Source organism: Trinickia symbiotica, from assembly GCF_003028655.1.
GTDB classification, from domain to species: domain Bacteria; phylum Pseudomonadota; class Gammaproteobacteria; order Burkholderiales; family Burkholderiaceae; genus Trinickia; species Trinickia symbiotica_A.
The window spans coordinates 70044-95714 of record NZ_PYUC01000012.1 but is presented as its reverse complement, the minus strand read 5'-3'; the positions used below and the strand labels follow the sequence as shown (position 1 = coordinate 95714).

The following is a 25671-nucleotide window of genomic DNA, read 5'->3' as shown; positions in this document are numbered from 1 at the left end:
CAGAAAGGAGACCCCACGTGGAACATCCCCGCGCCGCCGCGCCGGACGAGCTCGTCCGCCGGCACGTCAAACCAGGCGCATCGCTGCTTGCAGTGTTGCACGCCATCCAGGATGAAGTCGGATTCATCCCGAAAGAGGCCGTTGCGCCGCTTGCGCGCGCGATGAATCTTTCGCGCGCCGAAGTACACGGCGTCATCACCTACTATCATCATTTCCGCACGACACCGCCCGCACGCGTGACGGTCGCCCTTTGCCGCGCGGAATCGTGCCGCAGCATGGGCACCGAGGCGCTCGCGCGGCACGTCGAAGCACACACGGGCTGTCGCTTCGATGCGAAGCACGGCAGCGGCGATGCCGCGGCGCAGGGTCATGACGAAGCCGTCGAGCTTGAATCCGTCTACTGCCTCGGGCAATGCGCGCTCTCGCCTGCCATGACGATCAACGGCAAGCTCTACGCGAAGATGACACCGCCGAAGTTCGACGCCTTGTTCGACGCGGCCTGCGCGGCCGCGGGCGTCGAAGCGAATGCCAAGGAGTCCGCATGAACTCGCCCACGACGCACCGCATTTTCGTGCCGCGCGACTCGTCGGCCCTCGCAATGGGCGCCGACGAAGTCGCGCAGGCGATCGCGAGCGTTGCCGCGGCGCGCGGCCTGGCCGTCGAGATCGTCCGCAACGGTTCGCGCGGGCTTCTCTGGCTCGAGCCGCTCATCGAGCTGCAAACAGCCGATGGGCGCGTGGGCTACGCGAACGTCGGCATCGAGGACGTCCCTTCGCTCGTCGATGCATGGCTCTCGGGCGGCGCGCACGAGCGCTCAGTGGGACTCGTCGAGGAGATCCCGTATCTGAAGCGCCAGCAGCGCCTCACGTTCGCACGGCTCGGCATCACCGATCCGCTCTCGATTGACGATTACGTGGCCCATGAGGGGCTCGCGGGCCTGAAGGCCGCGCTTGCGATGAGCGGCGAGGCAGCCTGCGAGCTCGTGCTCGAGTCGGGCCTGCGCGGTCGCGGCGGCGCGGCGTTTCCGGCCGGCATCAAATGGCGGACCGTGCGAGCGGCCTCGGCCCCGCAGAAGTACATCGTCTGCAACGCGGACGAAGGGGACTCGGGCACGTTCTCGGACAGGCTGTCGATGGAAGGCGACCCGTTCGGGCTCATCGAAGGCATGATCATCGCGGGCGTCGCCACGGGCGCGACCGAGGGTTACATCTACGTGCGCAGCGAATACCCGCATGCGATCGCGACGCTCGAGGCGGCGATCGCGAAGGCGCGCGCGGCCGGCTGGCTCGGCGCGAGCGTGCTCGGCTCGGATCGCGCGTTCGAGCTCTTCGTCGCGAAGGGCGCGGGCTCATATGTCTGCGGCGAGGAAACGGCGCTGCTCGAATCGCTCGAAGGCAAGCGCGGCATCGTTCGCGCGAAGCCGCCCGTCCCGGCGCTCGCGGGCCTGCACGGCCAGCCGACCGTCATCAACAACGTCATCACGCTCGCGACGGTGCCGATCATCTTCGCGCGCGGCGCGGCGTTCTACAAAGACTTCGGCATGGGCCGCTCGCGCGGCACGCTGCCGTTCCAGCTCGCCGGCAATATCAAGCAAGGCGGGCTCGTGGAACTCGCGTTCGGCGTCACGCTGCGCGAACTCATATTCGACTACGGCGGCGGCACCGCGAGCGGACGTCCCGCGCGCGCGGCGCAGGTCGGCGGGCCGCTCGGCACCTACCTGCCCGAGAGCCAGTGGGATATTCCGCTGGACTACGAAGCCTATGCGGCAGTCGGCGCGGTGGTGGGCCACGGCGGCATCGTCGTGCACGACGACACATCGAATCTCGCCGAGCTGGCGCAGTACGCGATGCATTTTTGCGCGCTCGAGTCGTGCGGCAAGTGCACGCCCTGCCGGATCGGCTCGACGCGCGGCGCCGAGGTCATTCAGCGGATCCGCAATGGCGACACGTCCGAGAAGCAGGTCACGCTCTTGCGCGACCTCTGCGACACGATGGTGTCCGGCTCGCTTTGCGCGATGGGCGGCATGACGCCCTACCCGGTCATTTCGGCACTCGATCATTTCCCGGAAGACTTCGGTCTTCGCCCAGTCCAGCCGAATGCGGCTGCGGCTTGACGAATGGAGCAACTCATCATGTCCGACGCATTCGCACAACCCAAAGCGACCGGTGGCTGCGGCTCGGGAAACTGCGCCTGCAAGAGCGCCGCGCTGAACCTGAACCCGCTCGACGACATCGACTACGGCACGCCGCGCCGCTACGCCGACACCGACGTGACGCTCGAAATCGACGGGCGCCCCGTGACGGTGGCCGCGGGCACCTCGGTGATGCGCGCCGCGATCGAGGCCGGCATCAACGTGCCGAAGCTCTGCGCGACCGATTCGCTCGAGCCGTTCGGCTCTTGTCGCCTCTGCCTCGTCGAGATCGAAGGCAAGCGCGGCTATCCGGCCTCGTGCACGACGCCGGTCGAAGCCGGCATGCGCGTCTCGACGCAAACGCCGCGGCTGCAGGAGCTGCGCCGCAATGTGATGGAGCTCTATATCTCCGATCACCCGCTCGACTGCCTGACTTGCCCGGCCAACGGCAACTGCGAACTGCAGGACATGGCGGGCGTCGTGGGCTTGCGCGAAGTGCGCTACGGCTTCGACGGCGATAACCATCTGAAAGACGCGAAGGACGAATCGAACCCGTACTTCACGTATGATCCGTCCAAGTGCATCGTCTGCAACCGCTGCGTGCGTGCCTGCGAGGAAACGCAGGGCACGTTCGCGCTGACGATCGCCGCGCGCGGTTTCGAGTCGCGTGTGGCCGCGAGCGAAAACCAGCCGTTCATGGACTCGGAGTGCGTCTCGTGCGGCGCCTGCGTGGCCGCTTGCCCCACCGCGACGCTGATGGAAAAGAGCGTCACGGTGCTCGGCCAGGCCGAGCATTCGGTCGTGACGACCTGCGCCTACTGCGGCGTCGGCTGCTCGCTCAAAGCCGAGATGAAAGGCGGTCAAGTCGTGCGGATGGTGCCGTACAGGAACGGCCAGGCCAACGAGGGTCATGCTTGCGTGAAGGGCCGCTTTGCCTGGGGTTACGCGACCCACAAGGACCGCATCACGAAGCCGATGATCCGCGCGAAGATCACGGATCCTTGGCGCGAAGTGAGCTGGCAGGAGGCGATCTCGTATGCGGCCTCCGAGTTTCGTCGCATCCAGGACAAGTATGGGCGCGGCTCCGTCGGCGGCATCACGTCATCGCGTTGCACGAACGAAGAAACCTACCTCGTGCAGAAGCTCGTGCGCGCGGCATTCGGCAACAACAACGTCGACACCTGCGCGCGCGTCTGCCATTCGCCGACGGGCTACGGCCTGAAGACGACGATCGGCGAATCGGCCGGCACGCAGACGTTCGCTTCGGTCGCGAAATCCGATGTCATCATCGTGATCGGCGCGAACCCGACCGACGGCCACCCGGTCTTCGCCTCGCGCCTGAAACGGCGTCTGCGCGAGGGCGCGAAGCTCATCATCGCCGATCCGCGCCGCATCGATCTCGTCGACGGTCCGCACGTAAAGGCCGACTATCACCTGCAATTGCGCCCCGGCACGAACGTCGCGCTCGTCAATTCGCTGGCGCACGTCATCGTGACCGAAGGGCTCGTCGATGAGAAGTTCGTGGCCGAGCGCTGTGAGCCGCTGGCCTTTGCGCAATGGCGCGATTTCGTCGCGCACGAAGAGAACTCGCCCGAAGCGATGGAAGCCGTGACGGGCGTGCCGGCGCGGCAGGTACGCGAGGCCGCGCGCCTTTATGCCACGGGCGGCAACGGAGCGATCTACTACGGCCTGGGCGTCACCGAGCACGCGCAAGGCTCGACGACGGTGATGGGCATCGCCAATCTCGCGATGGCGACGGGCAATATCGGCCGCGAGGGCGTGGGCGTCAATCCGCTGCGCGGTCAGAACAACGTGCAGGGCTCGTGTGACATGGGCTCGTTCCCGCACGAGCTGCCCGGCTACCGCCACATCGGCGGCGACGAGGTGCGGGGACAGTTCGAGCACGCGTGGCACGTCGCGCTCGATCCGGAGCCTGGGCTGCGCATTCCGAACATGTTCGATGCGGCGCTCGACGGCAGCTTCAAGGGGCTTTACTGTCAGGGCGAGGACATCGTGCAGTCCGACCCCGACACCCAGCATGTGGCTTCGGCGCTCTCATCGATGGAATGCATCGTCGTGCAGGACATCTTCCTCAACGAGACCGCCAAGTACGCGCATGTCTTCCTGCCGGGCTCGTCGTTCCTCGAAAAGGACGGCACGTTCACGAACGCCGAGCGGCGCATCTCGCGCGTGCGGCGCGTGATGACGCCGCTCGGCATCTACGCGGACTGGGAAGTCACGCAAATGCTCGCTTGCGAGCTCGGCTATGAAATGAACTACGCGCATCCGTCCGAGATCATGGACGAGATCGCGCGGCTCACGCCGACGTTCCACGGCGTCTCGTACGATCTCATCGACGAGCTCGGCAGCGTGCAGTGGCCGTGCAACGAGGCCGCGCCGCAAGGCACGCCGACGATGCACGTCGACGAGTTCGTGCGCGGCAAGGGCAAGTTCGTCATCACGAAGTTCGTGCCTTCGAAAGAGAAAGTGACGCAGCGCTTCCCGCTGCTGTTGACGACGGGGCGCATTCTCTCGCAGTACAACGTGGGCGCGCAGACACGGCGAACCGAGAACGTGCACTGGCACGACGAGGACCGCCTCGAAATTCATCCGCACGATGCCGAAGACCGCGGCATCAAGACGGGGGACTGGGTCGGCATCGAATCGCGTGCCGGCTACACGGTGCTGCGCGCGCTCGTGACGGAACGCATGCAGCCGGGCGTCGTCTACACGACGTTCCACTTCCCCGAGTCGGGAGCGAACGTCATCACGACGGACAGCTCCGACTGGGCGACGAACTGCCCCGAGTACAAGGTGACGGCCGTGCAGGTGCTGCCGGTACAGCAGCCGTCGGAATGGCAGCAGCAATACTCGCGCTTTTCCGAGACGCAGCTCGCGCTGCTGCGCGAACGTGAGCGGGCGCTCGCCGCCGCGAGCGTGGGCAAGTGAGGACGACCGCCATGAACCAGCACCATTTGATCGACATGGCGAACCGCATCGGCGAGTTCTTCGAATCGATGCCCGTTCACGACGAGGCGCTCGCCGGCATTGCCGACCATATTCACAAGTTCTGGGAGCCGCGCATGCGGCGCACGATTCTCGCCATGCTCGACGATCCGGCTGCCAGCGCCCCGCTGCTGCCGATCGTCAAAGAGGCGCTCGTGAAAGCGCGCAGCGAACTGACACCGCGCGAGGCGGCATGAATCATCGTTGCTTGCGCGCGGCCGCGAACCAGGTCTCGCAATGCCGCAAGAGCGCGCTCGCGTCGGACGCGGGACGCCCGCGCGCGCAGAGATACCCGTCGGGCCGCAGCAAGTAGAACGCGGGCCGCGTGCGCCCGTAGGCCTCCGTCAACGACGGCCCTCCGCCCGTCGACGCGTCGGTGACGCGCCAGATCCGCACGGCGCCCGATAGGGCGCCGTCGATCGTCGACGCGAGGCGCTCGAGATCGCCATCGGCGCCGACCGCTTCGGGCGGAAGCGCGCCCGTCGCGTCAACACGCGTCCTTGCATCGATCGGCAACGCAACGAGCAAAAACAGCGTGTAGCACGCGGGGTCGTGCAGATCGTAGATGTATCCGGTGCCCGGCGCGCGCCCGAGCGGCCCGTCGATCACCTGCACGAGCGCGTCGGGCGCCCGCTCGCCCGCACGCGGGCCGCCGTCGAGCACGCGCTCGAGCGTCAGCGGACTGCGCCGGTACTGAATCGACAGCTCGCTCACCATCAGCCGCGCCGCGTCGCGCAGCGGACCGAACGCGGCGAGCATCGGCATTGCCCGATCGCGCAGCAGCTTGAGCGGGCCGCGCTCGGCTTCGGCCAGTTGCGTGATGAAGCTCGTTTGCCGCAGCACATCGCGTTCGATCGGATGACGCTCCGTCTGGTAAGTGTCGAGCAACGATTCGGGCGCGTGGCCCGACAGCACGCGCGCGAGCTTCCAGCCGAGGTTGAACGCCTCCTGTATCCCCGTATTCATCCCCTGCGCGCCGGCCGGGCTGTGAACATGCGCGGCATCGCCGGCAAGAAAGGCGCGCTGCACGCGCAGCTTCTCGACCATTCGGCTGTGGAGCCTGAAATACGACGACCACTCGAGCGCCGACAATTCGAGCGGTCGGTGGATGCGTCGTTGCGCGGCCGCGCGCAAGCGCTCGATGGGCGGCGCCGGCGGCTCGCGCGCTTCGATGGAGGTGGCGGCAGCCACCTCGTGCGCTTCGCCCTCCGCCATCACGGCCATGCCCTTCGCATGCACACGGCTCGCTTCTTCCTCTTCCTGTCTCGGCGGCGCGCCGTCGGGGTCGCCCGGCGGATTGTCGGCGATGAATCGATGACGCCCGCCGCCCAGCGGGAAAATCGCCGCGAGCCCGTCGCCCGACGCAAAGAGATGGAACTCGTCATCGGCCAAATCCGAGTCCGCATGCAAGTCCGCGAGCATGAACGTCTGCTCGAACGCCTTGCCCGCGAAGTTGAGGCCGAGCAGGTGCCGCACGGTGCTGTGCGCGCCGTCGGCCGCAACCACATACGTCACATGCGCCGTTTCCTCGCGGCCGTCCGCTTGCCGAAGACCGACTTCCACGCGCGAGGCGCCCTGCGTCAGACTGACGAGCTCGACGCCGCGCTCGATCGCGACCCCGAACGTGGCGAGATGGTCCGTCAGAATGCGTTCCGTGACCGTCTGATCGAGCGCGAGCAAATAGGGATAGCGCGTCTGCAACGGATCGAAGTCGAGCCGCGCGAGCCGATGGCCGTTCGAATAGAGATTAGCCGCGCGCAGCCGGTGGCCAGCTTCGAGAAACGGCTCGACCACGCGATGCTGTTCGAAAAGCTCGAGCGTTCGGGCCTGGATGCCGATCGCACGCGAGTGTTGCGCCGGCCGCGGCGCTCGATCGATCAAGCGCACGGGAATGCGCGCGCGCGCAAGGCTCATCGCGGCGGCAAGCCCAGTGGGGCCCGCGCCGACGATCAACACCGGCTGCTCGTTGAGAGGGGCGGCCATGCTTCTTCTCCGGCGAACATGACACGTCGCCTAGTGTACGCTGGCCGCGACCCGGCCGGAGGCTCGCGGCAATGCATCCGAGCGGCAACGGGGCACAGGTATGGGAAAATGCCGCCTTCGCCGATTGCCATTGCCAATGGATACACTTTTCGCCCGCGCCTTTGCGGCTCACCGCGACGGTCGGCTCGCCGAAGCCGAACGCGATTATCGCGCCACGCTCGACGCCGACCCCGCTCACGCCGATGCTCTGCATCTGCTGGGCGTATTGAGGCATCAGCAAGGACGCCACGCCGAAGCGGCCGATCTCGTCGGCCGCGCCGTCGAGCTGCGCCCGGACGATGCGGGCCTGCAGCTCAATCTCGGCAACGCACTGAAGGCGCTCGGCCGCCTCGATGGCGCCATCGAGCGTTTTCGCAACGCGCTCACGCTCGCCCCCGGATTCGCGCTCGCGCACTACAACCTGGCCAATGCTTACGCGGTAATCGGCCGCCATGAAGACGCCGTCGACGCGTTTCGCCGGGCGCTGCGCCTTTCGCCCGACGACGCCTCCATCTGGAACAACCTCGGCAACGCGTTGCACGCGATCGGACGCCACGAAGAAGCGATCGACGCGTTCACGCGCTCGCTCGAGCTGCGTCCCGGGCACGCGGGAGCGCACAACAACCTCGGCATGGCGCTCGCCGCGCTCGGGCGCGCCGAAGCAGCCGTCGTCCATTTCGAGCGGGCCCTCGCCGCCGAGCCCCGCTTTACGGCGGCGCATTTCAACTTGGGCAACACGCTCGACGCGATCGGCCGGCATGGGCAAGCCGTGGCGGCGTTCGAAGCGGCGCTCGCGCTGCATCCGCGGTTTCCGCCCGCGCTGCTCGGGCTCGGCAACGCACTGGCCGCGCTCGACCGACATGCCGAAGCGATTGCCGCGCTCGAGCGCGCGGTCGGACTCGATCCGCATTTGTGCCTCGCCTGGCTGAGCCTCGGCAATGCCCACCATGCGACAGCCGCGCACGAGGCGGCGCTGCGTGCTTACGATCAGGCGTTGCGGCTGCGTCCCGAGCTGGCCTCGGCGCGTCTCAATCGCGCCATGACGCGGCTCGCGCTCGGCGACTTCGATCGCGGGCTTCGCGACTACGAGGCGCGGCTCGATCTCGTCCGCGCGGCACGCGCGCAAGCTGCGCACGATGACGCCGGCGCAGGGGAAAGCGAACGAACGCGTGCTTTCGACGAGCGGGCCGATACGCTGCCGCGCTGGCGAGGCGAGCCAATCGCCGATCGCAGACTGCTGATCGACGCCGAGCAAGGCTTCGGCGACACGCTGCAATTCATGCGCTTCGTTCCGCTCGCGCGCGGGCGCGTCGAGCGTATCGTTTTCGCCGTGCAGCGCGAACTGCTGCCGCTCGTCGCGCCGCTCGCCGAGGCTTGGCGCGTCGATGTCGTGGAACGCGGGGAGGCGCGCGTCGACGCGGATTTGCACTGCCCGTTGCTGAGTCTGCCGCTCGCGCTCGGCACGACGGCCGACTCGTTGCCGGCCGCGAGCCGCTATGTCGGCGTGCCGAACGAGTACCGCGATCGATGGCGCAATCTGCCGGGCGGGCCGACGAAGCGCAAGGTAGGGCTCGCCTGGTCGGGTCGCATCCAGCGGCATGAAACGCGCTCGATGCCGCTCTCCTCGCTCGAGCCGCTTTTAGCGCTGGCCGATATCGAATGGATCGTCCTGCAGCCCCATCTGAGCGACGACGAACGGCGCGCGCTCGACGCGCATCCGCGCGCGGCGTCGATTCACCGTTTCGACGACCGGATTCGCGATTTCGCCGATACGGCTGCGATCGTTGACGGCCTCGATGCCGTCGTCTCGATCGATACGTCGATCGCGCACTTGGCAGGCGCGCTCGGCAAACCGCTGTTGCTGATGCTGCCTTTCGCGGCCGATTGGCGGTGGTTCGCCCCGCAAAGCGAAGTGCTGCGGGAGATCGGCGCCGACGCAAGCCCGTGGTACCCGAGCGCGCGGCTCGTCAGGCAACGCGCGCCGGGAGCATGGGATGAAGTGGTGCGGACGGCCGCCCGCCTGCTCGAAGAGACGCCAGGCCGCGCTTGACGCGCGGGCGGGCGTCGAATCCATCAAATGGAATCAAGCGCCGAACGCGCTCCCTCGCGATCCCACCCGGTCAAACCATCTTGTATTGATTGCGCGCTTCCGGCGACCGGTAGAGCGCAAACGTGGCAATGAGCCCGCAGACGGCGGCCAGGCCCATCCAGAGCCCCGGCGCGGCCTTGTTGCCCGTTTCGTGAATCAGCAGGGTCGAGATGGCGGGCGTGAAACCGCCGATCGTCGTGGCCAGGCTGTAGGCGAGCGAGAAACCGGCCGTGCGAACGTCGCTCGGCATCACCTCGGTGAGCGCGACGACCATGGCACCGTTATAGCTGCCGTACAGGAACGAAAGCCAAAGTTCGACGGCGAGCAGCCGCGCGAACGACGGTTCGGCCACGAGCCAATGCACCGACGGATAGGCGGTCAGGATCGTGAGGATCGTGAAGACGAGCAGCACGGGACGACGCCCGACCCGATCGGAGGCGGCGCCCATGACCGGCAGCCAGACGAGGTTCGAAAGCCCGATGCAGACGGTGACGACGAGCGTGTCGATCGACGAGAGCTTCAGGACCTCCTTACCGAAGGTCGGCGTGTAGGCGGTGATCATATAGAACGAGACCGTCGTCATGATGACGAGCCCCATGCCGCCCAGCACGACGCCCCAGTTCTGCACGAGCGACTTGAAGACCTCGCCGATCGACGGCCGATGCCGTTTCGCGAGGAACTCGTCCGTCTCCTTCAGCGAGCGCCGGATGAGGAACAGGAACGGCACGATCAGGCAGCCGAGCAGGAACGGCACGCGCCAACCCCAGGCCGACATCTGATCGGCCGGCAGCAGACGATTCAGGAACACGCCAAGAAGGGCCGCGAAGACGACGGCCACCTGCTGGCTGCCCGACTGCCACGAGCAATAAAACCCTTTGTGTCCCTTCGTTGCGATCTCGGAAAGATAGACCGAGACACCGCCCAGTTCGACGCCGGCCGAGAAGCCCTGCAGCAGTCTGCCGCACAGCACGAGCACCGGCGCGAGCGCGCCGATCGTCGCATAGCCGGGAACGGCCGCGACGGCGAGCGTGCCGATCGCCATGAGCGACAACGTGAGGATGAGACCCTTGCGGCGGCCGTGATGGTCGATGTAGGCGCCGAGCACGAGCGCGCCGAGAGGACGCATCATGAAGCCCGCGCCGAACACGGACAACGACAGCATCAGCGAGACGAAATCGCTGCCGTTCGGAAAATAGGTCTTGGCGATCGCCGAAGCGTAATAGCCATAGACCATGAAGTCATACATTTCGAGGAAGTTGCCGCTCACCACGCGAAAGACCGTGAGGAATTTCGATTCGGCGTGCGGTGCGGGCGATGCGCTGGACGACATGACGCTCTCGGGAAAAAACGCGCCGGCGTGCTCGAGGCACGGCGACGAGGGGAGGAAAGGGCAACCGTTCGTGGCGATCCGGCAAAAGCGGGCCATGAACGCGAAGGCTCAGATCGTACTCGAACCTAGGGATTACCACATCAGGGTTCACCCTAGGTCGATCGAGCCATGGTCCCTAACCGGCGTTCAGGCCGGGGGCCGACTGACCCACCCCAAAGTACAGCGGGTTCCGAGCTTCAGGCCGGTTTGACGATGAATGCTTAGAGTGCACGGCCGCGCTGGCGGATCTCCGGCCAGGCCAGCTTCATGTAATAAAGCATCGACCAAACGGTCAGAATCGCGGCGACGTAGATGAGCCAAATCCCCCAGACTCGCGTATCGATGACGAACCGGCCGGGCACCAGCGGCAACGGGCCGTAATAGAGCAGCATCGGGATCGCGACCATCTGACAGACGGTTTTGAACTTGCCGAGCCGATTGACTGCGACGCTCTTCGCCGCGCCGATGTGCGCCATCCATTCGCGCAGCGCCGAGATCGCGATCTCACGGCCGATGATGACCAGTGCGATCGCGGCCTCGATCCGCGCGAGCTGGACGAGGACGAGCAGCGCCGCGGTGACCATCAGCTTGTCGGCGACGGGATCGAGAAAGGCGCCGAACGCCGACGTCTGGTTCCACTTGCGCGCGAGATAGCCGTCGAACCAGTCGGTGAGCGCGGCCAGCACGAAGATCGCGCAGGCCGCGACGTTGCGATAGAACTCGCTCATCGCCGTATCGGGCATGTAGAACACGCCTACGATGAGCGGAATCAACACGATCCGCAGCCATGTCAGAAAGATCGGGAAATTGAACGGCATGAGCGAGTGGCGGTGCGCTTGAGCGGGATCGGTAAATGCCGCGATTATCGCATCCCGGCGTCCCGGGTCAGGAATTCCCGGCGCGCGGACACATTAATGCAGCTGTCGATAAATCTGCTCGGCGAGCTGGCGCGAGATGCCTTCGACGCTCGCGAGCTCGTCGACGCTCGCCGCCACGACGCCGCGCAAGCCGCCAAAACGCGCGAGCAGGCGCTGCCGGCGCTTCGCGCCGACGCCGTCGAGCTCCTCGAGCCGTGAGGTCTGCCGTGCCTTCGCGCGCTTCGCGCGCATCCCCGTGATCGCGAACCGGTGCGCTTCGTCGCGAATCTGCGCGACGAGCATCAATGCCGCGCTTTCCTTGCCGAGCTCGAGCGACGATCGACCGTCGGCGAAAACGAGCGTCTCGAGCCCCACCTTGCGGCCCTCGCCCTTCGCCACGCCGACGATGATCGACTGATCGATGCCGAGCTCGGCGAATACCTGCCGCGCGATCTCGACCTGCCCCTTGCCGCCGTCGATGAGCACGATGTTGGGCAGCACACCGCCCGCTGCGGCTGGTGCGGCGGCGTCGGCCGCGCGCTCCGGATCGGTCGCCGCGTCGATCTGCAACGCCGCGGCGCGGTCGTCGGCATTGCCGGCCGCCGCTTCGACGAGCTTCTCGTAGCGACGCGTGAGAACCTGCCGCATCGCGGCATAGTCGTCGCCGGGCGTGATCCCCGTGATGTTGTAGCGACGATACTCGCCCGATTGCATCTTGTGATCGCGATAAACGACGCACGACGCCTGCGTCGCTTCGCCCATCGTATGGCTGATGTCGAAGCATTCGATGCGCAGACGCGCGAGATCCTCGCATTCGAGACCGAGCGTCTCGGCGAGCGCGCGCGTACGCGCCTGCTGAGACCCTTGCTCGGAGAGGAGCCGCGCGAGCGCGAGCCGCGCGTTTTGCTCGGCCATGCCGAGCCAGACCCGCTTTTGTCCCTGCGGCTGCCGCACGAGCGTGACCTTGTGCCCCGCCTCCGCCGCCAGCAGCTCGACGAGCTCACGGTTCGCCGGCGCATGGCTCACCACGAGCACGGGCGGAATGCGGTTGCCGAGATAGTGCTGCGCGATGAAGGCATCGAGCACTTCGGCCTCGATGCCGGGTGCGGGTATCGCCTCGGCGGCCGTCTCGGGCGCCTGCGCCGGCTGCTCGACGGCGCCCCCGCCCCCACCCTCGCCCGCTTCCTTCTCGTCCTCGTCGAGCTCGGCCTCCACGGCCGCGATCGCGCTGTCGGCGTGGGCCGGAAAATAGGCCTTGTCGCCGAGATGGCGCCCGCCGCGGACCATCGCCAGATTGACGCAAACACGCCCGCCGAGCGCGACGACCGCGAGGATGTCGACGTCGCTGTCGCCGCCCACTTCGATCGCCTGCTGATGGAGCACTGTCGCAAGCGAGCTCATCTGATTGCGGACGGCGGCGGCCTGCTCGAACTTGAGCTCGGCCGCGAACGCATGCATCTTCGCTTCGAGTTCATTCATGACCTCGTTTTGCCGGCCGAGCAGGAAACGCGAGGCGTTCTCCACGTCGCGCGCGTAGTCCGCCGCGTCGATCGCGCCGACGCAAGGCGCCGTGCAGCGCCCGATCTGATGGAGCAGGCACGGCCGCGTGCGATTGTTGAAGACCGAGTCTTCACAGGTACGCAGTTGGAAGACGCGCTGCAGGATCTGAATGCTCTCGCGCACCGCCCACGCGCTCGGAAACGGGCCGAAGTACTGGTTCTTCTTGTCGACGGCGCCGCGATAGTACGCCATGCGCGGAAACGCGTGACCCGTGAGCTTCAGATACGGGTACGACTTGTCGTCGCGAAACAGGATGTTGTAGCGCGGCGCGAGCGCTTTGATGAGATTGTTCTCGAGCAGCAGCGCCTCGGCCTCGGAGCGCGTCACCGTGGTCTCGATACGCGCGATGCGCGTCACCATCATCGCGATGCGCGGCGACAGCAGCGTCTTCGTGAAATAGCTCGACACGCGCTTTTTGAGGTCGCGCGCCTTGCCGACGTAGAGCACCTCGCCGAGCTTGTCGTAGTACCGGTACACGCCCGGCAGATGCGGCAACTGGGCGAGCACCCGCTTCGGTTCGAAAACGGTCTCTTGATCTTGCGGTTCGGTCATGCGGATTCGGACAGTGCGCCGCGCAATGCGGCCGAAGGGCGTCGCATCGGGGCAGCGTGCTTTAGAATCGCCAGTTTAGAACATTTGCGCATGCGACAAGCGCCGCATAACCGCGCCGCTTGCGCCCGCCCGCATCATGTCTGCCCCGATCGCCTGCGATATCTTCTGCGCCGTCATCGACAATTTCGGCGATGTCGGCGTCTCGTGGCGCCTCGCGCGCGAGCTCGCCGACGAGCACGGCTGGCAGGTGAGGCTCGTCGTCGACGATCTGCGGACGTTCGCGCGGCTCGCGCCCGCCATCGCTATCGAGCGCGATCGCCAGACGGTCGCGGGCGTCACGATCGAACGCTGGCGCGAGCCGATGCACGCGGGCGATACGATCGCCGTGCCCGATGTCGTCATCGAGGCTTTCGCCTGCGAATTGCCGCCCGCCTATATCGCGGCGATGGCGCGGCGCGCACGCGCACCCGTCTGGATCAACCTCGAATATTTGAGCGGCGAGGACTGGGTCGCCGAGTTCCATCTGAAGCCGTCGCCGCACCCGCGTCACCCGCTCACGAAGACCTTTTTCTTCCCCGGCCTGGGGCCGGGGACGGGCGGTGTGTTGAAAGAGCGTGGGCTCGACGCCGCGCGCGAAGCGTTCGAGCGCTCGCCCGGCGCGCGCGAAGCCTGGTGGCGTCAGGCGACGGGCGCGGCGCCGCCCGACGAAGAAGCCACGGTGATCTCGCTCTTCGCCTATGAAAACCCGGTCGTCGACGGCCTGCTCGAGCAATGGCGCGACGCCGCCGGTCCGATCGTCCTGCTCGTGCCCGAAGGCCGGATCTCGGGCGCAGTCGCCCGTTTTTTCGGCCTGTCGTCGTTCGCGGCCGCGCCTGGCGGCGCCGGGTCGGGCGCGCATGCCGAGCGCGGCAGCTTGCGCGCGCACGCGCTCGCGTTCGTTCCTCAAGCGCGGTACGACGCGCTGCTTTGGGCGAGTCACCTCAACTTCGTTCGAGGCGAGGACTCGTTCGTACGCGCGCAATGGGCGCGCCGCCCGTTCGTCTGGCACATCTATCCGCAGGCCGACGACGCGCATCTGCCGAAGCTCGCGGCGGCGCTCGCGCACTACGCGGCGCCGCTTCCCCCCGCGGCCCGAGCGGCAATGGAGCGCTTCTGGCATGCCTGGAACGGGGCCGGAACAGTGGACTGGGGCGAATTCTGGTCGCACCGCGCCGCTTACCAAGCGCGTGCGGCCGCCTGGACCGACGAGCTTGCGACCCTCGGCGAGCTGGCGGAAAACCTAGCGCGTTTCATAAAAACCCAGTTAAAATAAGCGGTTATCTATTTGCAACGGCCTTGCGTTCCCTCGCTACGCACTTCGGATGCAGTTCCGATGCACTTCGGGTACGGATCCGAGTACGTTCGCAAGACCCATTCGCTTTTCAAGGACAGTGTTTTTTATGAAGACCGCACAGGAACTCCGCACGGGCAACGTCGTGATGATCGGCAACGACGCGATGGTCGTGCAGAAAGCCGAATACAACAAATCGGGCCGCAACGCCGCCGTCGTCAAGATGAAGCTCAAGAATCTGCTGACGGGTGCCGGCACCGAATCCGTCTACAAGGCGGACGACAAATTCGACGTCGTCGTGCTCGAGCGCAAGGAAGTGACGTACTCGTACTTCGCGGATCCGATGTACGTCTTCATGGATGCCGACTACAACCAATTCGAAGTCGAGCAAGAGATGATGGGCGACGCGCTCCACTATCTCGAAGACGGCATGCCCTGCGAAGTCGTCTTCTACAACGACAAGGCGATCTCGGTCGAGCTGCCGACCACGCTCGTGCGCGAAATCACCTATACGGAACCCGCCGTGAAGGGCGATACGTCGTCGGGCAAGGTGTTGAAGGCCGCGCGCATCACCACGGGCTTCGAGCTTCAGGTTCCGCTCTTTTGCAACATCGGCGACAAGATCGAAATCGATACGCGTACGCACGAATACCGCAGCCGCGCCTAAGCGCAGCGCCGCCCTCCACGGGCAACCGGAGCAAAGTGCGCGAACGACGGCGCACGGTTGCCCGAACCGCCGAGCCGTGGGCGCGCGAGCGAACCGCGCCATGCCAGCGAGTTGAGAATTATCCGAGCGCCCTTCAGGGCGCTTTTTTTTTCGTACGAGTAGTGTATGGTTTAAGAAAACTTTACCGGTCGAATTTTACCGTTTGGACCGGCGGGATCTGCAGGACACCATGACATTCGAGCCCAACACCTTGTTTTGATAGAAAAAACCGTGATGGCCTGAAACGTGCTTGCCAGACAATTCAGCTGCTTCCCGATGAAACGATTTCCGACTGCGCATGGCGCCCCGATTCCGGTGCCGTCCGGTCTTCAATGCTTGCCTCCGTCATGCCACATGCTCTGATTGTCGAAGACGATCCCAACAGCCTGTCCGGTTTATCGGCGATCGTCGCAGCCGACGGATTTTCCGTCGATACGGCCATTTCGCTCGCGGAAGCGCGAGCGGCGTTGAGCCGTTTCATTCCAGACGTCGTGCTGATCGATCTGAACCTGCCCGACGGCAGCGGTCTCGACCTGCTCTCGCATTTGCCGGCGCAGCCGGACGGTGTGCTGCCCGTCATCGTCATGACGGGCAATGCGACCGTCGAGAGCGCCATCGAAGGTCTGCGCCACGGCATTTGGGACTACCTGCTGAAGCCCGTCAACATACCGCGTCTGCGCAGCCTGCTCGCTCGCATCCCGCGCCCGTATGAGTTGACGGAGGAGGTGCAGATGCTGCGCACGAAGCTGCGGCGGCTCGGCCGGTTCGGGCCGATGATCGGGCGCAGCGACGCGATCCAGCACGTCTACGACACGATCGAGCGCCTCGCGCCGACCGAGACGGCCGTGCTGATCTGCGGCGAGGCCGGCACGGGCAAGGAAGTGGCGGCACGCACGCTGCACGAGATGAGCCGGCGGCGCAAGGGTCCGTTCGTCGTCTTCGATTGCCACACCTACGCCCGCGAGCCCAGCGGCGAGCGCGGGCTCGACAGCCTGCTGTTCGGCCAGGAGCCCGGTTTGGGGGCAAGCGCGGAGCGGCGCGAGCCGGGCCTTTTCGAGCAGGCGAGCGGCGGCACGCTCTTGCTCGACGAGATCGCGGAGCTGCCCCTTGCGCAACAAGAGGCGTTGTCGAAGGCGCTCGATTCGCAGACTTACATGCGCGTCGGCGGAACGAGTCAGGTGAGCGTCGATTGCCGGATCGTGACGACGATGCGCAAGTCTCCGCGCGAGGCCGTGACGGACGGCGCGTTGCGTGAGGACCTATGGCTGCGGCTCGACGCCGCGTCGATTGCGCTGCCGCCATTGCGCGAGCGCGACGACGATGCCGTGCTGCTCGCCGAAGCGCTCGTCGACGACCTCAATCGCGACGTCAATGCGAGCGGCCTCGCCCATGTCCACAAGCGGATCGGCCCGAATCTGATACGGGAGTGCCTGACCTACGACTGGCCCGGCAACGTTCGCGAGCTGCACGAGCGCGTGCGCCGCGCCTACAACATCTCCGACGAGATCGTCGACACGCTGCGCGCCGACGAGACGACGACGGTCGGCGGCCGGCGCCTGAACGGCGGCAGCGTGCAGGTGACGGTGGGCACGCCGCTGTCGGACGTCGAGGATCTGCTGATCCGGGCGACGCTCGACGCCGTCGGCGGCACGCGCCACCGGGCCGCTACCTTGCTCGGCATCAGTCCGAAGACCCTCTACAACAAGCTGCAGCGAATGAAGATGTCGTGATCGCGCAGAGGTCCGGCTAACCGAACGCGCGCCGCAAAAGCGCCTGCGCTTCCCCGTAGTCGGCGTGCGCGACGAGCTTGTGCCAAGCCGGCGCCTTGCCGCGGCCGCGCAAGCGCTGAAGGCGCCGCGCCGATTCTTTCGAGGGCGTGTATCGCAACTGTTCGAGCACGATCTCGGCGGCGCTCGGCTGATTGCAGATGAGCACCATGTCGCAGCCGGCCTCGAGCGCCGCGGCGGCAGCTTCCGTCAGCGTACCGCCCGCGCGCGCGGCCTCCATCGAAAGATCGTCGCTGAAGATCGCCCCGGTAAAGCGCAGCCGTTCGCGCAGGATCCGCTGCAGCCAGATCCGTGAAAATCCGGCCGGCTTGTCGTCGACCTGCGAGTAGATGACATGGGCGGGAATGATCGAAGCGAGCGTCATGCCGAGCCAGTCGTAAGGCGCCACGTCCTCGCGCAGGATCGCCTCGAGCGGACGATCGTCGACAGGCAATGCGACATGCGAATCGGCCGCCGCGAAGCCGTGCCCTGGAAAGTGCTTGCCGCAGTTGCTCATGCCCGCGAGCGCGAGGCCGTGGCTGAGGCTCTTCGCCAGCAGCGTCACAACGCGAGCGTCGCGATGAAACGCGCGGTCGCCGATCACCTGCGATTGCCCGTAGTCCAGATCGAGCACGGGCGTGAAGCTCATGTCGATGCCGCAAGCGCGCAGCTCGGCGGCCAGAATGAAGCCCGTCGCCGTCGCCACCTTCGTCGCGAAGAGGACGTCCTTGTCCCACAGCTCGCCCAGGCGGCGCATGGCCGGCAATACCGTGAAACCGTCCGTGCGAAAGCGCTGCACGCGTCCGCCCTCGTGGTCGACGGCGATGACGAGATCGTCTCGCACATCGCGAATCTCGTCACTCAGCGCCACCAGTTGCGCCCGGTTTTCGAAGTGGCGCGCGAAGAGAATCACGCCGCCTGTTAGCGGATGCGACAGGCGCCGCCTGTCGTTGTCGTTGAGCGACGTCCCTTCGACGTCGAGCATGACCGGTCCCAAAGTGTTTTTCATTGCTCCGTCGGGAGATTGTTCCAGGGGGTGTCCGTCTCGGCGATGACAAACGAGACGGCGTAATCGCGCTCGTCGCTGACCGTGACCTGCGCGCGGATGCCGCGCGCGGCCAGCCATTGCGCGAGCTCGCCCGATGCGACGATCATGGGCTTGCCGCTCGGCTCGTTCAGTGTTTGCAAGGCTCGCCACGTCATCGGCCAGTGCATTCCGAGGCCGATCGCCTTCGAAAACGCCTCCTTCGCCGAAAAACGCGTCGCGAGATAAGCGAGACCGCGCGCCTCGGAGCGCGCCCGGCGCGCGTGATAAACGCGCAGTTCGTCGGGGCCGAGCACCTTCTCGGCGAAGCGCCCGTCCGTGCGCTCCATGACGCCCTTGACGCGGCTCACCTGAACGACGTCGGTGCCGATGCCGTAGATTCCCATACGCGCGGCTCAGTGCATGGCGGCGAGCCGCGCCGCAACCATGATCGCCTTCATCTCGCGCACGGCGCTCTCCCAGCCCGTGAAGATCGCCTGCGCCACGATTGCATGGCCGATGTTGAGCTCTTCGATGCCTTCGATCGCGGCGATCTGCTGCACGTTCGTGTAATGAAGCCCGTGACCCGCGTTGACTTTCAAGCCCAGCGAGAGGCCGAGCTCGACGCCGCGTACGATCCGCTCGTACTCGCCGCGCTGCTCGCTTTCATCGTGCGCATCGGCATAGCGGCCCGTGTGAAGCTCGATGACGGGCGCGCCGGCCTCGTGCGCGGCGCGGATTTGCGCCTCGTCGGCATCGATGAAGAGCGATACGCGCGAGCCCGCATCGGCAAGCTGGCGGCAGGCCGCGCGCACGGCTTCGAACCGGCCGGCCACGTCGAGCCCGCCTTCGGTCGTCAGCTCCGCGCGCTTCTCAGGCACGAGGCAAACGTCGTGCGGACGCACGTCGCAGGCGATGTCGAGCATCTCCTGCGTGACGGCGCATTCGAGGTTCATGCGCGTCTTCAACCGCGGCCGCAGCGTGCGCACGTCGGTATCGACGATGTGGCGGCGGTCTTCGCGCAAATGGAGCGTGATCGCATCGGCGCCGGCGTCTTCGGCGGCGAGCGCGGCGCGGATGGGGTCCGGGTAGGTCGTTCCGCGCGCGTTGCGCAGGGTGGCGACATGGTCGATATTCACGCCGAGATGGATGACCTCGGGAGACGTCAGAAAGAAGCTCATAGGTTTTGCAAGTCGATCAGAATCTGACGCGTCGCAAGCGGCGCGCCGCCCAGATAGATGTTGAGCAAAAAGCGCATCAGCGTCTTGCTTTGCGCGACCGTCTGCGCACGATGGTAATCGTCGTTCTCCATATCGAGCAATGTCTGGCCCGATACGACGGGCCAATGCCGCGGCAAATCGTCCGATGCCTCGCGCACGCCGCGCTCGGGGTCGAACACGTAACGCCCTTGCGCGATCACGGCCTTGCGCGCCGCCGTGCGATCGAGCGACACCGCATAACCGGTCTCGCGCAGCAGCACGCGCTCGAACGAACGCAGCACCTGCACGGCCGGCTCGTCGTGACCGAGACGCGTGAGCGTGACGACATAGTGATGAAAGAGTTGCGGATGCGGATCCTCGCGCGCGCAAAACTTGACGAGCAATTCGTTGACGTAAAAACCGCACAGCAGCGCATCGCCCGAAAGCGGCAGCATGCCCCCGACCCACTCGGCTCCCGTCAGGGTGCGCATCTCCGACTTGCCCGACCACGCAATCGAAAGCGGCTGAAACGTCTGCAGCACGCCGCGCAATGCCGAATGCGGACGCTTCGCGCCCTTCGCGACGAGCGCGAGCCGGCCATGGTCGCGCGTCAGGATGTCGACGATGAGGCTCGTCTCGCGGTACGGATAGCTGTGCAGGACGAAGGCGGGCTGCCCGGTGACGCGATGTTCCGATGCGCGAGCGGACGAGCGCCGCTCGCCGTTCGCGCGCCGGGCGCCTTTGCGCGGCTCGGGCTCGGCCGGCGTGAGCGCCGCTCGTCCCGTATCGCGATCGGTGTCGCGGCTGTCGCCGCCGTCACCGCCTTCGCCGCCTTCGCCGCCTTCGACGGTCATGCAGACGTCATTCGTATCCATAGGCGCGTAGCCCGGCCTCGTTGTCGGCCCATCCGCTCTTGACCTTCACGAACGTCTCCAGGTAGACCGGGCCGCCGAAGAGCTTCTCCATGTCGAGGCGCGCCTCCGTGCTGATTTGCTTCAGCTTCGCCCCTTTCTGACCGATGATCATCGCCTTGTGCGAGTCGCGATCGACGAGGATCGTCGCGAAGACGCGGCGCAGGCGCCCTTCCTCCTCGAACTTGTCGATGAGCACGGTGCTCGTATAGGGCAGCTCGTCGCCCGTCCAGCGGAAGACCTTCTCGCGCAGAATCTCGGCGGCGAGAAAGCGCTCGCTGCGATCGGTGAGGTCGTCCTCGCCATAGATCGGGTCGCCCTCGGGCAGATACGGCTTGATCGTCGCCAAAAGCCGCTCGATATCGCCGTGCTGCTTGGCCGAAAGCGGCACGATTTCCTTGAACTCGCGCAGCTCGCTCGTGGCCTTGAGGAAAGGAAAGAGCGTCGTCTTGTCGGCGATGCGGTCGAGCTTGTTGGCGACGAGCAGCGTCGGCGCCGATGGCGGAATCAGGTCGAGCACCTTTTGATCGTCGGCACCGAACCGGCCTGCTTCGATGACGAACAGTACGGCGTCGACCGACGTCAGCGTAGACGTCACGGCACGGTTCAACGATCGGTTCAGCGCGCCGCTATGCTGCGTCTGAAAGCCGGGCGTATCGACGAAGACGTACTGGGCGTCGTCGAATGTATGGATACCGGTGATCCGGTGGCGTGTCGTCTGCGCCTTGCGCGACGTGATGCTGATTTTCTGGCCGACGAGCGCGTTCATCAGCGTCGACTTGCCGACATTCGGGCGGCCGACGATCGCAACGGTGCCGCAACGAAAACCTGAGGTAGTGGAGGCGTTCATGGTGTTCTAGTGCCGGTATGAGCAAAGGCGCCCGCTTCGCTTCTCGCGCGGGGAAGGCCCGTATCGCTCAAGAATGGTCGGGTTCAGCTGCACGCAGCCGGGCCGCGCCCGCGATATCGGAGACAAGCTCGGCATCGCCGCCCGAGGCGCGCTTGCCGCCGCCTTCAGGTTCATGTTGCGACGATGGCGACGCGTCCGGTTTGCCCGCCGCGGTGTCCGGTTTGCCTGCCGCTGGGTCCGGTTTGCCTGAGGCCGGGTCCGGTTTGGCCGTTGCGGGGTCCGCCTTTGCCGCTCCGGTTTCCGGCTTGGCCGTCACCTCGCCTTTGCCGCCACCTTCCGCTTTTTGGGCCGGCGCTGATTCGGACTTGCCGGCCACGGCCTCCGCCTTTGCCGCTGCTTCGCTCTTGCCGGGGCCTTCGGCCTTTTGCGGCGTCGACGATTCGGGCCTGGCGCCTGCTTCGGCCTTCGCAGCCGGCGCATCGGCCCGCAGCGCCGGCTTATGCTCGATGTGAGCGGCCCGAATCATCGCGGGGGGCGGCGCGGGCACCGCCCGGTCCGCGGCCTCGGGCTGCGCTGCTTTCGCTTCCGCGCTCGCGCGTGCGGCCTTCTCGGCCTCGCCACGCGAACCCTTGTCCTTTTCAGCCTTACCGCGATCCGGCGCGCGCAAATCGAGCGCCGCCTGCACGCCCTTGACGCCCGGCACGATGTCGGGCTCACCCTGCTTCGCCGCGCGCGAGCCGCGCGAACGCTTCGCTTTGACTTCCATCGCCGGCGCCAGCGCCATCACCTCCTCGAGCGCCTTCTTCGCCGCGGCCTGCTCGGCTGCCCGGCGGCTCGCCCCCGACCCCGACACCTTCACGTCGAGCTTCGGCACCGTGCATTCGACTTCGAACTGTTGATTGTGCGCCGCACCATGCGTGGCAACGACGGTGTAGGTCGGCAGCGCGATCTTGTGGCCTTGCAAGTACTCCTGCAGCAGCGTCTTCGAGTCCTTGCCGAGCGTGCGAGGATCGATGTGATCGAGAATCGGCACGTAAAGGCGCTTGATGACGGTCTGGGCGGCCTCGAAACCGCCGTCGAGAAAGATCGCGCCGAGGATCGCCTCGAAGGCGTCCGCGAGAATCGACGGGCGCCTGAACCCGCCGCTGCGGAGTTCGCCCTCCCCGAGGCGGAGCCCTTCCGCAATATTGAGGGCCTGAGCAATCTCGTAAAGCGACTGCTGCTTGACGAGGTTCGCGCGCACGCGCGACAGGTCGCCCTCGTCCAGCTTGCCGAATCGCTGAAACAATAAGGCCGCCACCGCGCAATTTAGAACGGAATCGCCCAAAAATTCGAGCCGTTCATTGTGCGAGGCACTGTGACTGCGGTGAGTGAGGGCCTGGCGCAACAATTCCGCATTGCGAAATTCGTAGCGCAACCGGCTTTCCAGCGGAGATAGCGGCATGTGCAGAGTATAACGCGCGCCTTTCGCCTGTCGTCTTGGCGGGCTTGGACGCGAAAAAAGCGGATCGGGGCCGCCTCAGGCCCCGACTGGCGAACCACGAAAGCGTGATGCGTCGAGCCGACGCGGCTTCGCGCGCCTGGCGCTCACTCGAACGAGCCGATGCGCTTGAGATTGCTGAAGTTCATCCAGATGAAGAACGCGCGTCCCACGATGTTCGCATCGGGCACGAAGCCCCAATAGCGACTGTCGGCGCTGTTGTCGCGGTTATCGCCCATCATGAAATAGTTGCCCGGCGGCACTTTGCAGACGACACCGCGGTTGTTGTACGAGCAGTTGTCGCGATACGGATAGTCTTCGGCACCGATGATGAAGGGCGGCACGGCGGGATTGTTCAGGATGGCGTTCTTGCGGTCGCCGAGGTCTTCCTCGAACTGCTTCGCATAGCCGACGCGCTCTTCGTCGAAGTAATCGGCCAGCGGCGTTTCGGGCACCGGCTTGCCATTGATCGTGAGCTTCTTGTCTTCGTACGCGACGACGTCGCCGGGCAAGCCGATCACGCGCTTGATGTAGTCGACCGATTCGTCTTTCGGATAACGAAACACGACGACGTCGCCGCGCTTCAACGGCTCGCCCTGCGTGACCTTCGTATTCGTGATCGGCAGCCGAAGCCCGTATTCGAACTTGTTGACGAGGATGAAATCGCCGACGAGCAGCGTCGGCACCATCGAGCCCGACGGAATCTTGAACGGCTCGACGACGAACGAGCGCACGAGGAAGACGATGAGAATCACGGGGAAGAAACTCGCCGTATATTCGAGCCACCACGGCTGGCGCAGCTTCTCGTCACGCAGACGGGCGCGTGTGACGGGAGCGTTCTCGTCGGCAAAGCGCTCGCCGACGCGCGCCTGCTGCCGATCGAACTCCACGACGGCGGCTTCAGCGGCCTGGCGCCGCTGCGGCAAGAAAACGAGTTTGTCCGCGATCCATGCAAAGCCCGTCAAAACGACGAGCACGAAAAGAATCAACGCGAAGTTCATGTAGTCAGGTCCTTCGTTATTTGTCTTCGACGCGCAAGATTGCGAGGAAAGCCTCCTGCGGAATCTCGACGGATCCGACCTGCTTCATTCGCTTCTTGCCTTCTTTTTGCTTTTCCAGCAGCTTCTTCTTGCGTGTGATGTCGCCGCCATAACACTTCGCAAGCACGTTCTTACGCAACGCCTTGATGTTCTCGCGAGCGATGATGTGCGCGCCGATGGCCGCCTGAATCGCGACATCGTACATCTGGCGCGGAATGATCTCGCGCATCTTCGCCGCCACCTCGCGCCCGCGATACTGCGATTGCGAGCGGTGGACGATGACCGACAACGCATCGACCTTGTCGCCGTTGATCAGCATGTCGACCTTGACGACGTCCGACGCGCGGTACTCCTTGAACTCGTAGTCCATCGACGCATAGCCGCGCGAGACCGACTTGAGCCGATCGAAGAAGTCGAGCACGATCTCGGCCATCGGGATTTCGTAGGTGAGCTGCACCTGGCGGCCGTGGTACTGCATGTTGATCTGCGAGCCGCGCTTTTGCGTGCAAAGTGTGATGACCGAGCCGACGTAGTCCTGCGGCATGTACAGGTTCACGGTCACGATCGGCTCGCGAATTTCCTCGGTCTTCGACGGATCGGGCATCTTGGCCGGATTCTCGACCATGATCGTGGTGCCGTCGTGCAGCGCGACCTCGTAGACGACGGTCGGCGCCGTCGTGATGAGGTCCATGTCGAACTCGCGTTCGAGCCGCTCCTGCACGATCTCCATATGCAGGAGCCCGAGGAACCCGCAGCGGAAGCCGAAGCCGAGCGCTTGCGAAACTTCGGGCTCGTACTGCAGCGAAGCGTCGTTGAGCTTGAGCTTCTCGAGCGACTCGCGCAGCGCGTCGTATTGGTTTGCTTCGACGGGATAAAGCCCCGCGAACACCTGCGGCTTGACTTCCTTGAAGCCCGGCAGCGGCTCGTCGGCGGGCCGATTGGCGAGCGTCACCGTATCGCCGACTTTCGCCGCCGTCAGCTCCTTGATCCCCGCGATGATGAAGCCGACCTGTCCGGCCGAAAGCTCGTCGAGATTCTTCGATTTCGGCGTGAAGACGCCGATATGCTCGACGCCGTATTGCGCGCCCGTCGCCATGAGCCGGATCTTGTCTTTCGGCCGCAGCGTGCCGTTGACGATGCGCACGAGCATGACGACGCCAACGTAGTTATCGAACCACGAATCGATGATGAGCGCCTGCAGCGGCGCCTGCGGGTCGCCCTTCGGCGGCGGCACCTTCGCGATCAGCGCCTCGAGCACGTCTTCGACGCCGAGACCGGTCTTCGCGCTGCAGCGTACCGCATCGGCCGCATCGATACCGATGACGTCCTCGATCTCGGCGATCGCGTTCTCGGGATTGGCCGCGGGAAGGTCGATCTTGTTGAGCACGGGCACGACTTCGACGCCGAGCTCGATCGCCGTGTAGCAATTGGCCACCGTTTGCGCCTCGACGCCCTGGCTCGCATCGACGACGAGCAGCGCGCCTTCGCAAGCCGACAGCGAGCGGCTTACCTCGTAGGAGAAATCGACGTGTCCCGGCGTATCGATCAAGTTGAGGTTGTAGAGCTCGCCGTCGCGCGCGCGATAGCTGAGCGCCGCGGTCTGCGCCTTGATCGTAATGCCGCGTTCGCGCTCGAGGTCCATCGAATCGAGCACCTGCGATTCCATTTCGCGGTCGGACAGGCCGCCGCAAATCTGAATGATGCGATCGGCGAGCGTCGACTTGCCGTGGTCGATATGGGCAATGATCGAGAAGTTGCGAATATGATTCATTCAGTGCG

Annotated in this window: 20 protein-coding genes; 8 read left to right on the top strand and 12 right to left on the bottom strand. The window is 65.6% G+C overall.

What is annotated here, in order from left to right; all coding sequences use genetic code 11:
- Positions 1–17 precede the first annotated feature (17 nt).
- Genes C9I57_RS22800 through C9I57_RS22785 form a run of 4 tightly spaced genes read left to right on the top strand, consistent with a single transcriptional unit; the run spans position 18 to position 5334 of the window.
- Positions 18–545, top strand: a complete 528-nt coding sequence (locus C9I57_RS22800) for an NAD(P)H-dependent oxidoreductase subunit E (protein ID WP_107152898.1) — start codon at positions 18–20, stop codon at positions 543–545.
- Positions 542–2113, top strand: a complete 1572-nt coding sequence (locus C9I57_RS22795; protein ID WP_107152897.1) for a formate dehydrogenase beta subunit — start codon at positions 542–544, stop codon at positions 2111–2113. The genes C9I57_RS22800 and C9I57_RS22795 overlap by 4 nt, the downstream gene beginning before the upstream one ends.
- 18 nt (positions 2114–2131) lie before the next feature.
- Complete coding sequence (gene fdhF, locus C9I57_RS22790; RefSeq protein ID WP_107152997.1) at positions 2132–5080, top strand: formate dehydrogenase subunit alpha; 2949 nt, start codon at positions 2132–2134, stop codon at positions 5078–5080.
- Between the two features lie 11 nt (positions 5081–5091).
- Positions 5092–5334, top strand: a complete 243-nt coding sequence (locus tag C9I57_RS22785; protein ID WP_107152896.1) for a formate dehydrogenase subunit delta — start codon at positions 5092–5094, stop codon at positions 5332–5334.
- Between the two features lies 1 nt (position 5335).
- Here the strand turns inward: C9I57_RS22785 and C9I57_RS22780 are convergent, their stop codons facing one another.
- Positions 5336–7120 carry an FAD-dependent monooxygenase gene (locus C9I57_RS22780; RefSeq protein WP_107152895.1) on the bottom strand — a complete coding sequence of 595 codons (1785 nt, stop codon included), beginning with the start codon at positions 7118–7120 and terminating at the stop codon, positions 5336–5338.
- A 136-nt stretch (positions 7121–7256) separates the two neighbouring features.
- Here C9I57_RS22780 and C9I57_RS22775 point away from each other — a divergent pair, with 136 nt between their 5' ends.
- The gene (locus C9I57_RS22775; protein ID WP_107152894.1) at positions 7257–9209 is read left to right on the top strand and encodes a tetratricopeptide repeat protein; all 1953 of its coding nucleotides are present in this window, start codon (positions 7257–7259) and stop codon (positions 9207–9209) included.
- 70 nt (positions 9210–9279) lie between these two features.
- Here C9I57_RS22775 and C9I57_RS22770 read toward each other — a convergent pair whose 3' ends face one another.
- The 3 genes from C9I57_RS22770 to uvrC all read right to left on the bottom strand — a co-directional run bounded on the left by C9I57_RS22770 (position 9280) and on the right by uvrC (position 13586).
- Positions 9280–10578 (bottom strand): MFS transporter, encoded by a 1299-nt coding sequence (locus tag C9I57_RS22770; RefSeq protein ID WP_107152996.1) that lies wholly within the window; start codon positions 10576–10578, stop codon positions 9280–9282.
- 260 nt (positions 10579–10838) lie between these two features.
- Positions 10839–11435 (bottom strand): CDP-diacylglycerol--glycerol-3-phosphate 3-phosphatidyltransferase, encoded by a 597-nt coding sequence (gene pgsA, locus C9I57_RS22765; protein ID WP_107152893.1) that lies wholly within the window; start codon positions 11433–11435, stop codon positions 10839–10841.
- Positions 11436–11528: 93 nt separating this feature from the next.
- Positions 11529–13586, bottom strand: coding sequence for an excinuclease ABC subunit UvrC (uvrC, locus tag C9I57_RS22760; RefSeq protein ID WP_107152892.1), 2058 nt, complete (start codon positions 13584–13586; stop codon positions 11529–11531).
- 136 nt (positions 13587–13722) lie between these two features.
- Between uvrC and earP the strand changes: the two genes are divergently transcribed.
- From earP to C9I57_RS22745, 3 genes are all read left to right on the top strand, one after another.
- On the top strand, positions 13723–14898 hold the full coding sequence (gene earP / locus C9I57_RS22755; RefSeq protein ID WP_107152891.1) for an elongation factor P maturation arginine rhamnosyltransferase EarP: 1176 nt from the start codon (positions 13723–13725) through the stop codon (positions 14896–14898).
- A 127-nt stretch (positions 14899–15025) separates the two neighbouring features.
- Positions 15026–15583 carry an elongation factor P gene (gene efp, locus C9I57_RS22750; protein ID WP_107152890.1) on the top strand — a complete coding sequence of 186 codons (558 nt, stop codon included), beginning with the start codon at positions 15026–15028 and terminating at the stop codon, positions 15581–15583.
- A 386-nt stretch (positions 15584–15969) separates the two neighbouring features.
- Complete coding sequence (locus C9I57_RS22745) at positions 15970–17352, top strand: sigma-54-dependent transcriptional regulator (protein WP_107152995.1); 1383 nt, start codon at positions 15970–15972, stop codon at positions 17350–17352.
- Positions 17353–17368: 16 nt separating this feature from the next.
- Here the strand turns inward: C9I57_RS22745 and nagZ are convergent, their stop codons facing one another.
- The 8 genes from nagZ to lepA all read right to left on the bottom strand — a co-directional run bounded on the left by nagZ (position 17369) and on the right by lepA (position 25663).
- Positions 17369–18397, bottom strand: coding sequence for a beta-N-acetylhexosaminidase (gene nagZ / locus C9I57_RS22740; protein ID WP_107152889.1), 1029 nt, complete (start codon positions 18395–18397; stop codon positions 17369–17371).
- Positions 18394–18819, bottom strand: a complete 426-nt coding sequence (acpS, locus tag C9I57_RS22735; RefSeq protein WP_107152888.1) for a holo-ACP synthase — start codon at positions 18817–18819, stop codon at positions 18394–18396. Before acpS ends, nagZ begins: the two co-directional genes overlap by 4 nt.
- Before the next feature lie 9 nt (positions 18820–18828).
- Entirely contained in the window at positions 18829–19593 is a 765-nt protein-coding gene (pdxJ, locus tag C9I57_RS22730) for a pyridoxine 5'-phosphate synthase (RefSeq protein ID WP_107152887.1), read from the bottom strand.
- A complete protein-coding gene (gene recO, locus C9I57_RS22725) occupies positions 19590–20486 on the bottom strand; it encodes a DNA repair protein RecO (RefSeq protein WP_107152886.1) in 897 nt (298 codons plus the stop codon). Before recO ends, pdxJ begins: the two co-directional genes overlap by 4 nt.
- The gene (era, locus tag C9I57_RS22720) at positions 20473–21372 is read right to left on the bottom strand and encodes a GTPase Era (RefSeq protein WP_107152885.1); all 900 of its coding nucleotides are present in this window, start codon (positions 21370–21372) and stop codon (positions 20473–20475) included. The genes recO and era overlap by 14 nt, the downstream gene beginning before the upstream one ends.
- Positions 21373–21439: 67 nt before the next feature.
- On the bottom strand, positions 21440–22816 hold the full coding sequence (rnc, locus tag C9I57_RS22715; RefSeq protein WP_107152884.1) for a ribonuclease III: 1377 nt from the start codon (positions 22814–22816) through the stop codon (positions 21440–21442).
- A gap of 143 nt (positions 22817–22959) precedes the next feature.
- Positions 22960–23853: a signal peptidase I gene (gene lepB / locus C9I57_RS22710; protein WP_107152883.1), complete on the bottom strand. Its 894-nt coding sequence runs from the start codon at positions 23851–23853 to the stop codon at positions 22960–22962.
- Between the two features lie 16 nt (positions 23854–23869).
- The gene (gene lepA, locus C9I57_RS22705; protein WP_107152882.1) at positions 23870–25663 is read right to left on the bottom strand and encodes a translation elongation factor 4; all 1794 of its coding nucleotides are present in this window, start codon (positions 25661–25663) and stop codon (positions 23870–23872) included.
- Positions 25664–25671: the final 8 nt, after the last annotated feature.

Coding starts and splice junctions, on each gene's coding strand:
- C9I57_RS22795 (WP_107152897.1), top strand. CDS start 542: ATGAACTCGCCCACGACGCACCGCATTTTCGTGCCGCGCGACTCGTCG.
- fdhF (WP_107152997.1), top strand. CDS start 2,132: ATGTCCGACGCATTCGCACAACCCAAAGCGACCGGTGGCTGCGGCTCG.
- C9I57_RS22785 (WP_107152896.1), top strand. CDS start 5,092: ATGAACCAGCACCATTTGATCGACATGGCGAACCGCATCGGCGAGTTC.
- C9I57_RS22780 (WP_107152895.1), bottom strand. CDS start 7,120: ATGGCCGCCCCTCTCAACGAGCAGCCGGTGTTGATCGTCGGCGCGGGC.
- C9I57_RS22775 (WP_107152894.1), top strand. CDS start 7,257: ATGGATACACTTTTCGCCCGCGCCTTTGCGGCTCACCGCGACGGTCGG.
- C9I57_RS22770 (WP_107152996.1), bottom strand. CDS start 10,578: ATGTCGTCCAGCGCATCGCCCGCACCGCACGCCGAATCGAAATTCCTC.
- pgsA (WP_107152893.1), bottom strand. CDS start 11,435: ATGCCGTTCAATTTCCCGATCTTTCTGACATGGCTGCGGATCGTGTTG.
- uvrC (WP_107152892.1), bottom strand. CDS start 13,586: ATGACCGAACCGCAAGATCAAGAGACCGTTTTCGAACCGAAGCGGGTG.
- earP (WP_107152891.1), top strand. CDS start 13,723: ATGTCTGCCCCGATCGCCTGCGATATCTTCTGCGCCGTCATCGACAAT.
- efp (WP_107152890.1), top strand. CDS start 15,026: ATGAAGACCGCACAGGAACTCCGCACGGGCAACGTCGTGATGATCGGC.
- C9I57_RS22745 (WP_107152995.1), top strand. CDS start 15,970: ATGCCACATGCTCTGATTGTCGAAGACGATCCCAACAGCCTGTCCGGT.
- nagZ (WP_107152889.1), bottom strand. CDS start 18,397: ATGAAAAACACTTTGGGACCGGTCATGCTCGACGTCGAAGGGACGTCG.
- acpS (WP_107152888.1), bottom strand. CDS start 18,819: ATGGGAATCTACGGCATCGGCACCGACGTCGTTCAGGTGAGCCGCGTC.
- pdxJ (WP_107152887.1), bottom strand. CDS start 19,593: ATGAGCTTCTTTCTGACGTCTCCCGAGGTCATCCATCTCGGCGTGAAT.
- recO (WP_107152886.1), bottom strand. CDS start 20,486: ATGGATACGAATGACGTCTGCATGACCGTCGAAGGCGGCGAAGGCGGC.
- era (WP_107152885.1), bottom strand. CDS start 21,372: ATGAACGCCTCCACTACCTCAGGTTTTCGTTGCGGCACCGTTGCGATC.
- rnc (WP_107152884.1), bottom strand. CDS start 22,816: ATGCCGCTATCTCCGCTGGAAAGCCGGTTGCGCTACGAATTTCGCAAT.
- lepB (WP_107152883.1), bottom strand. CDS start 23,853: ATGAACTTCGCGTTGATTCTTTTCGTGCTCGTCGTTTTGACGGGCTTT.
- lepA (WP_107152882.1), bottom strand. CDS start 25,663: ATGAATCATATTCGCAACTTCTCGATCATTGCCCATATCGACCACGGC.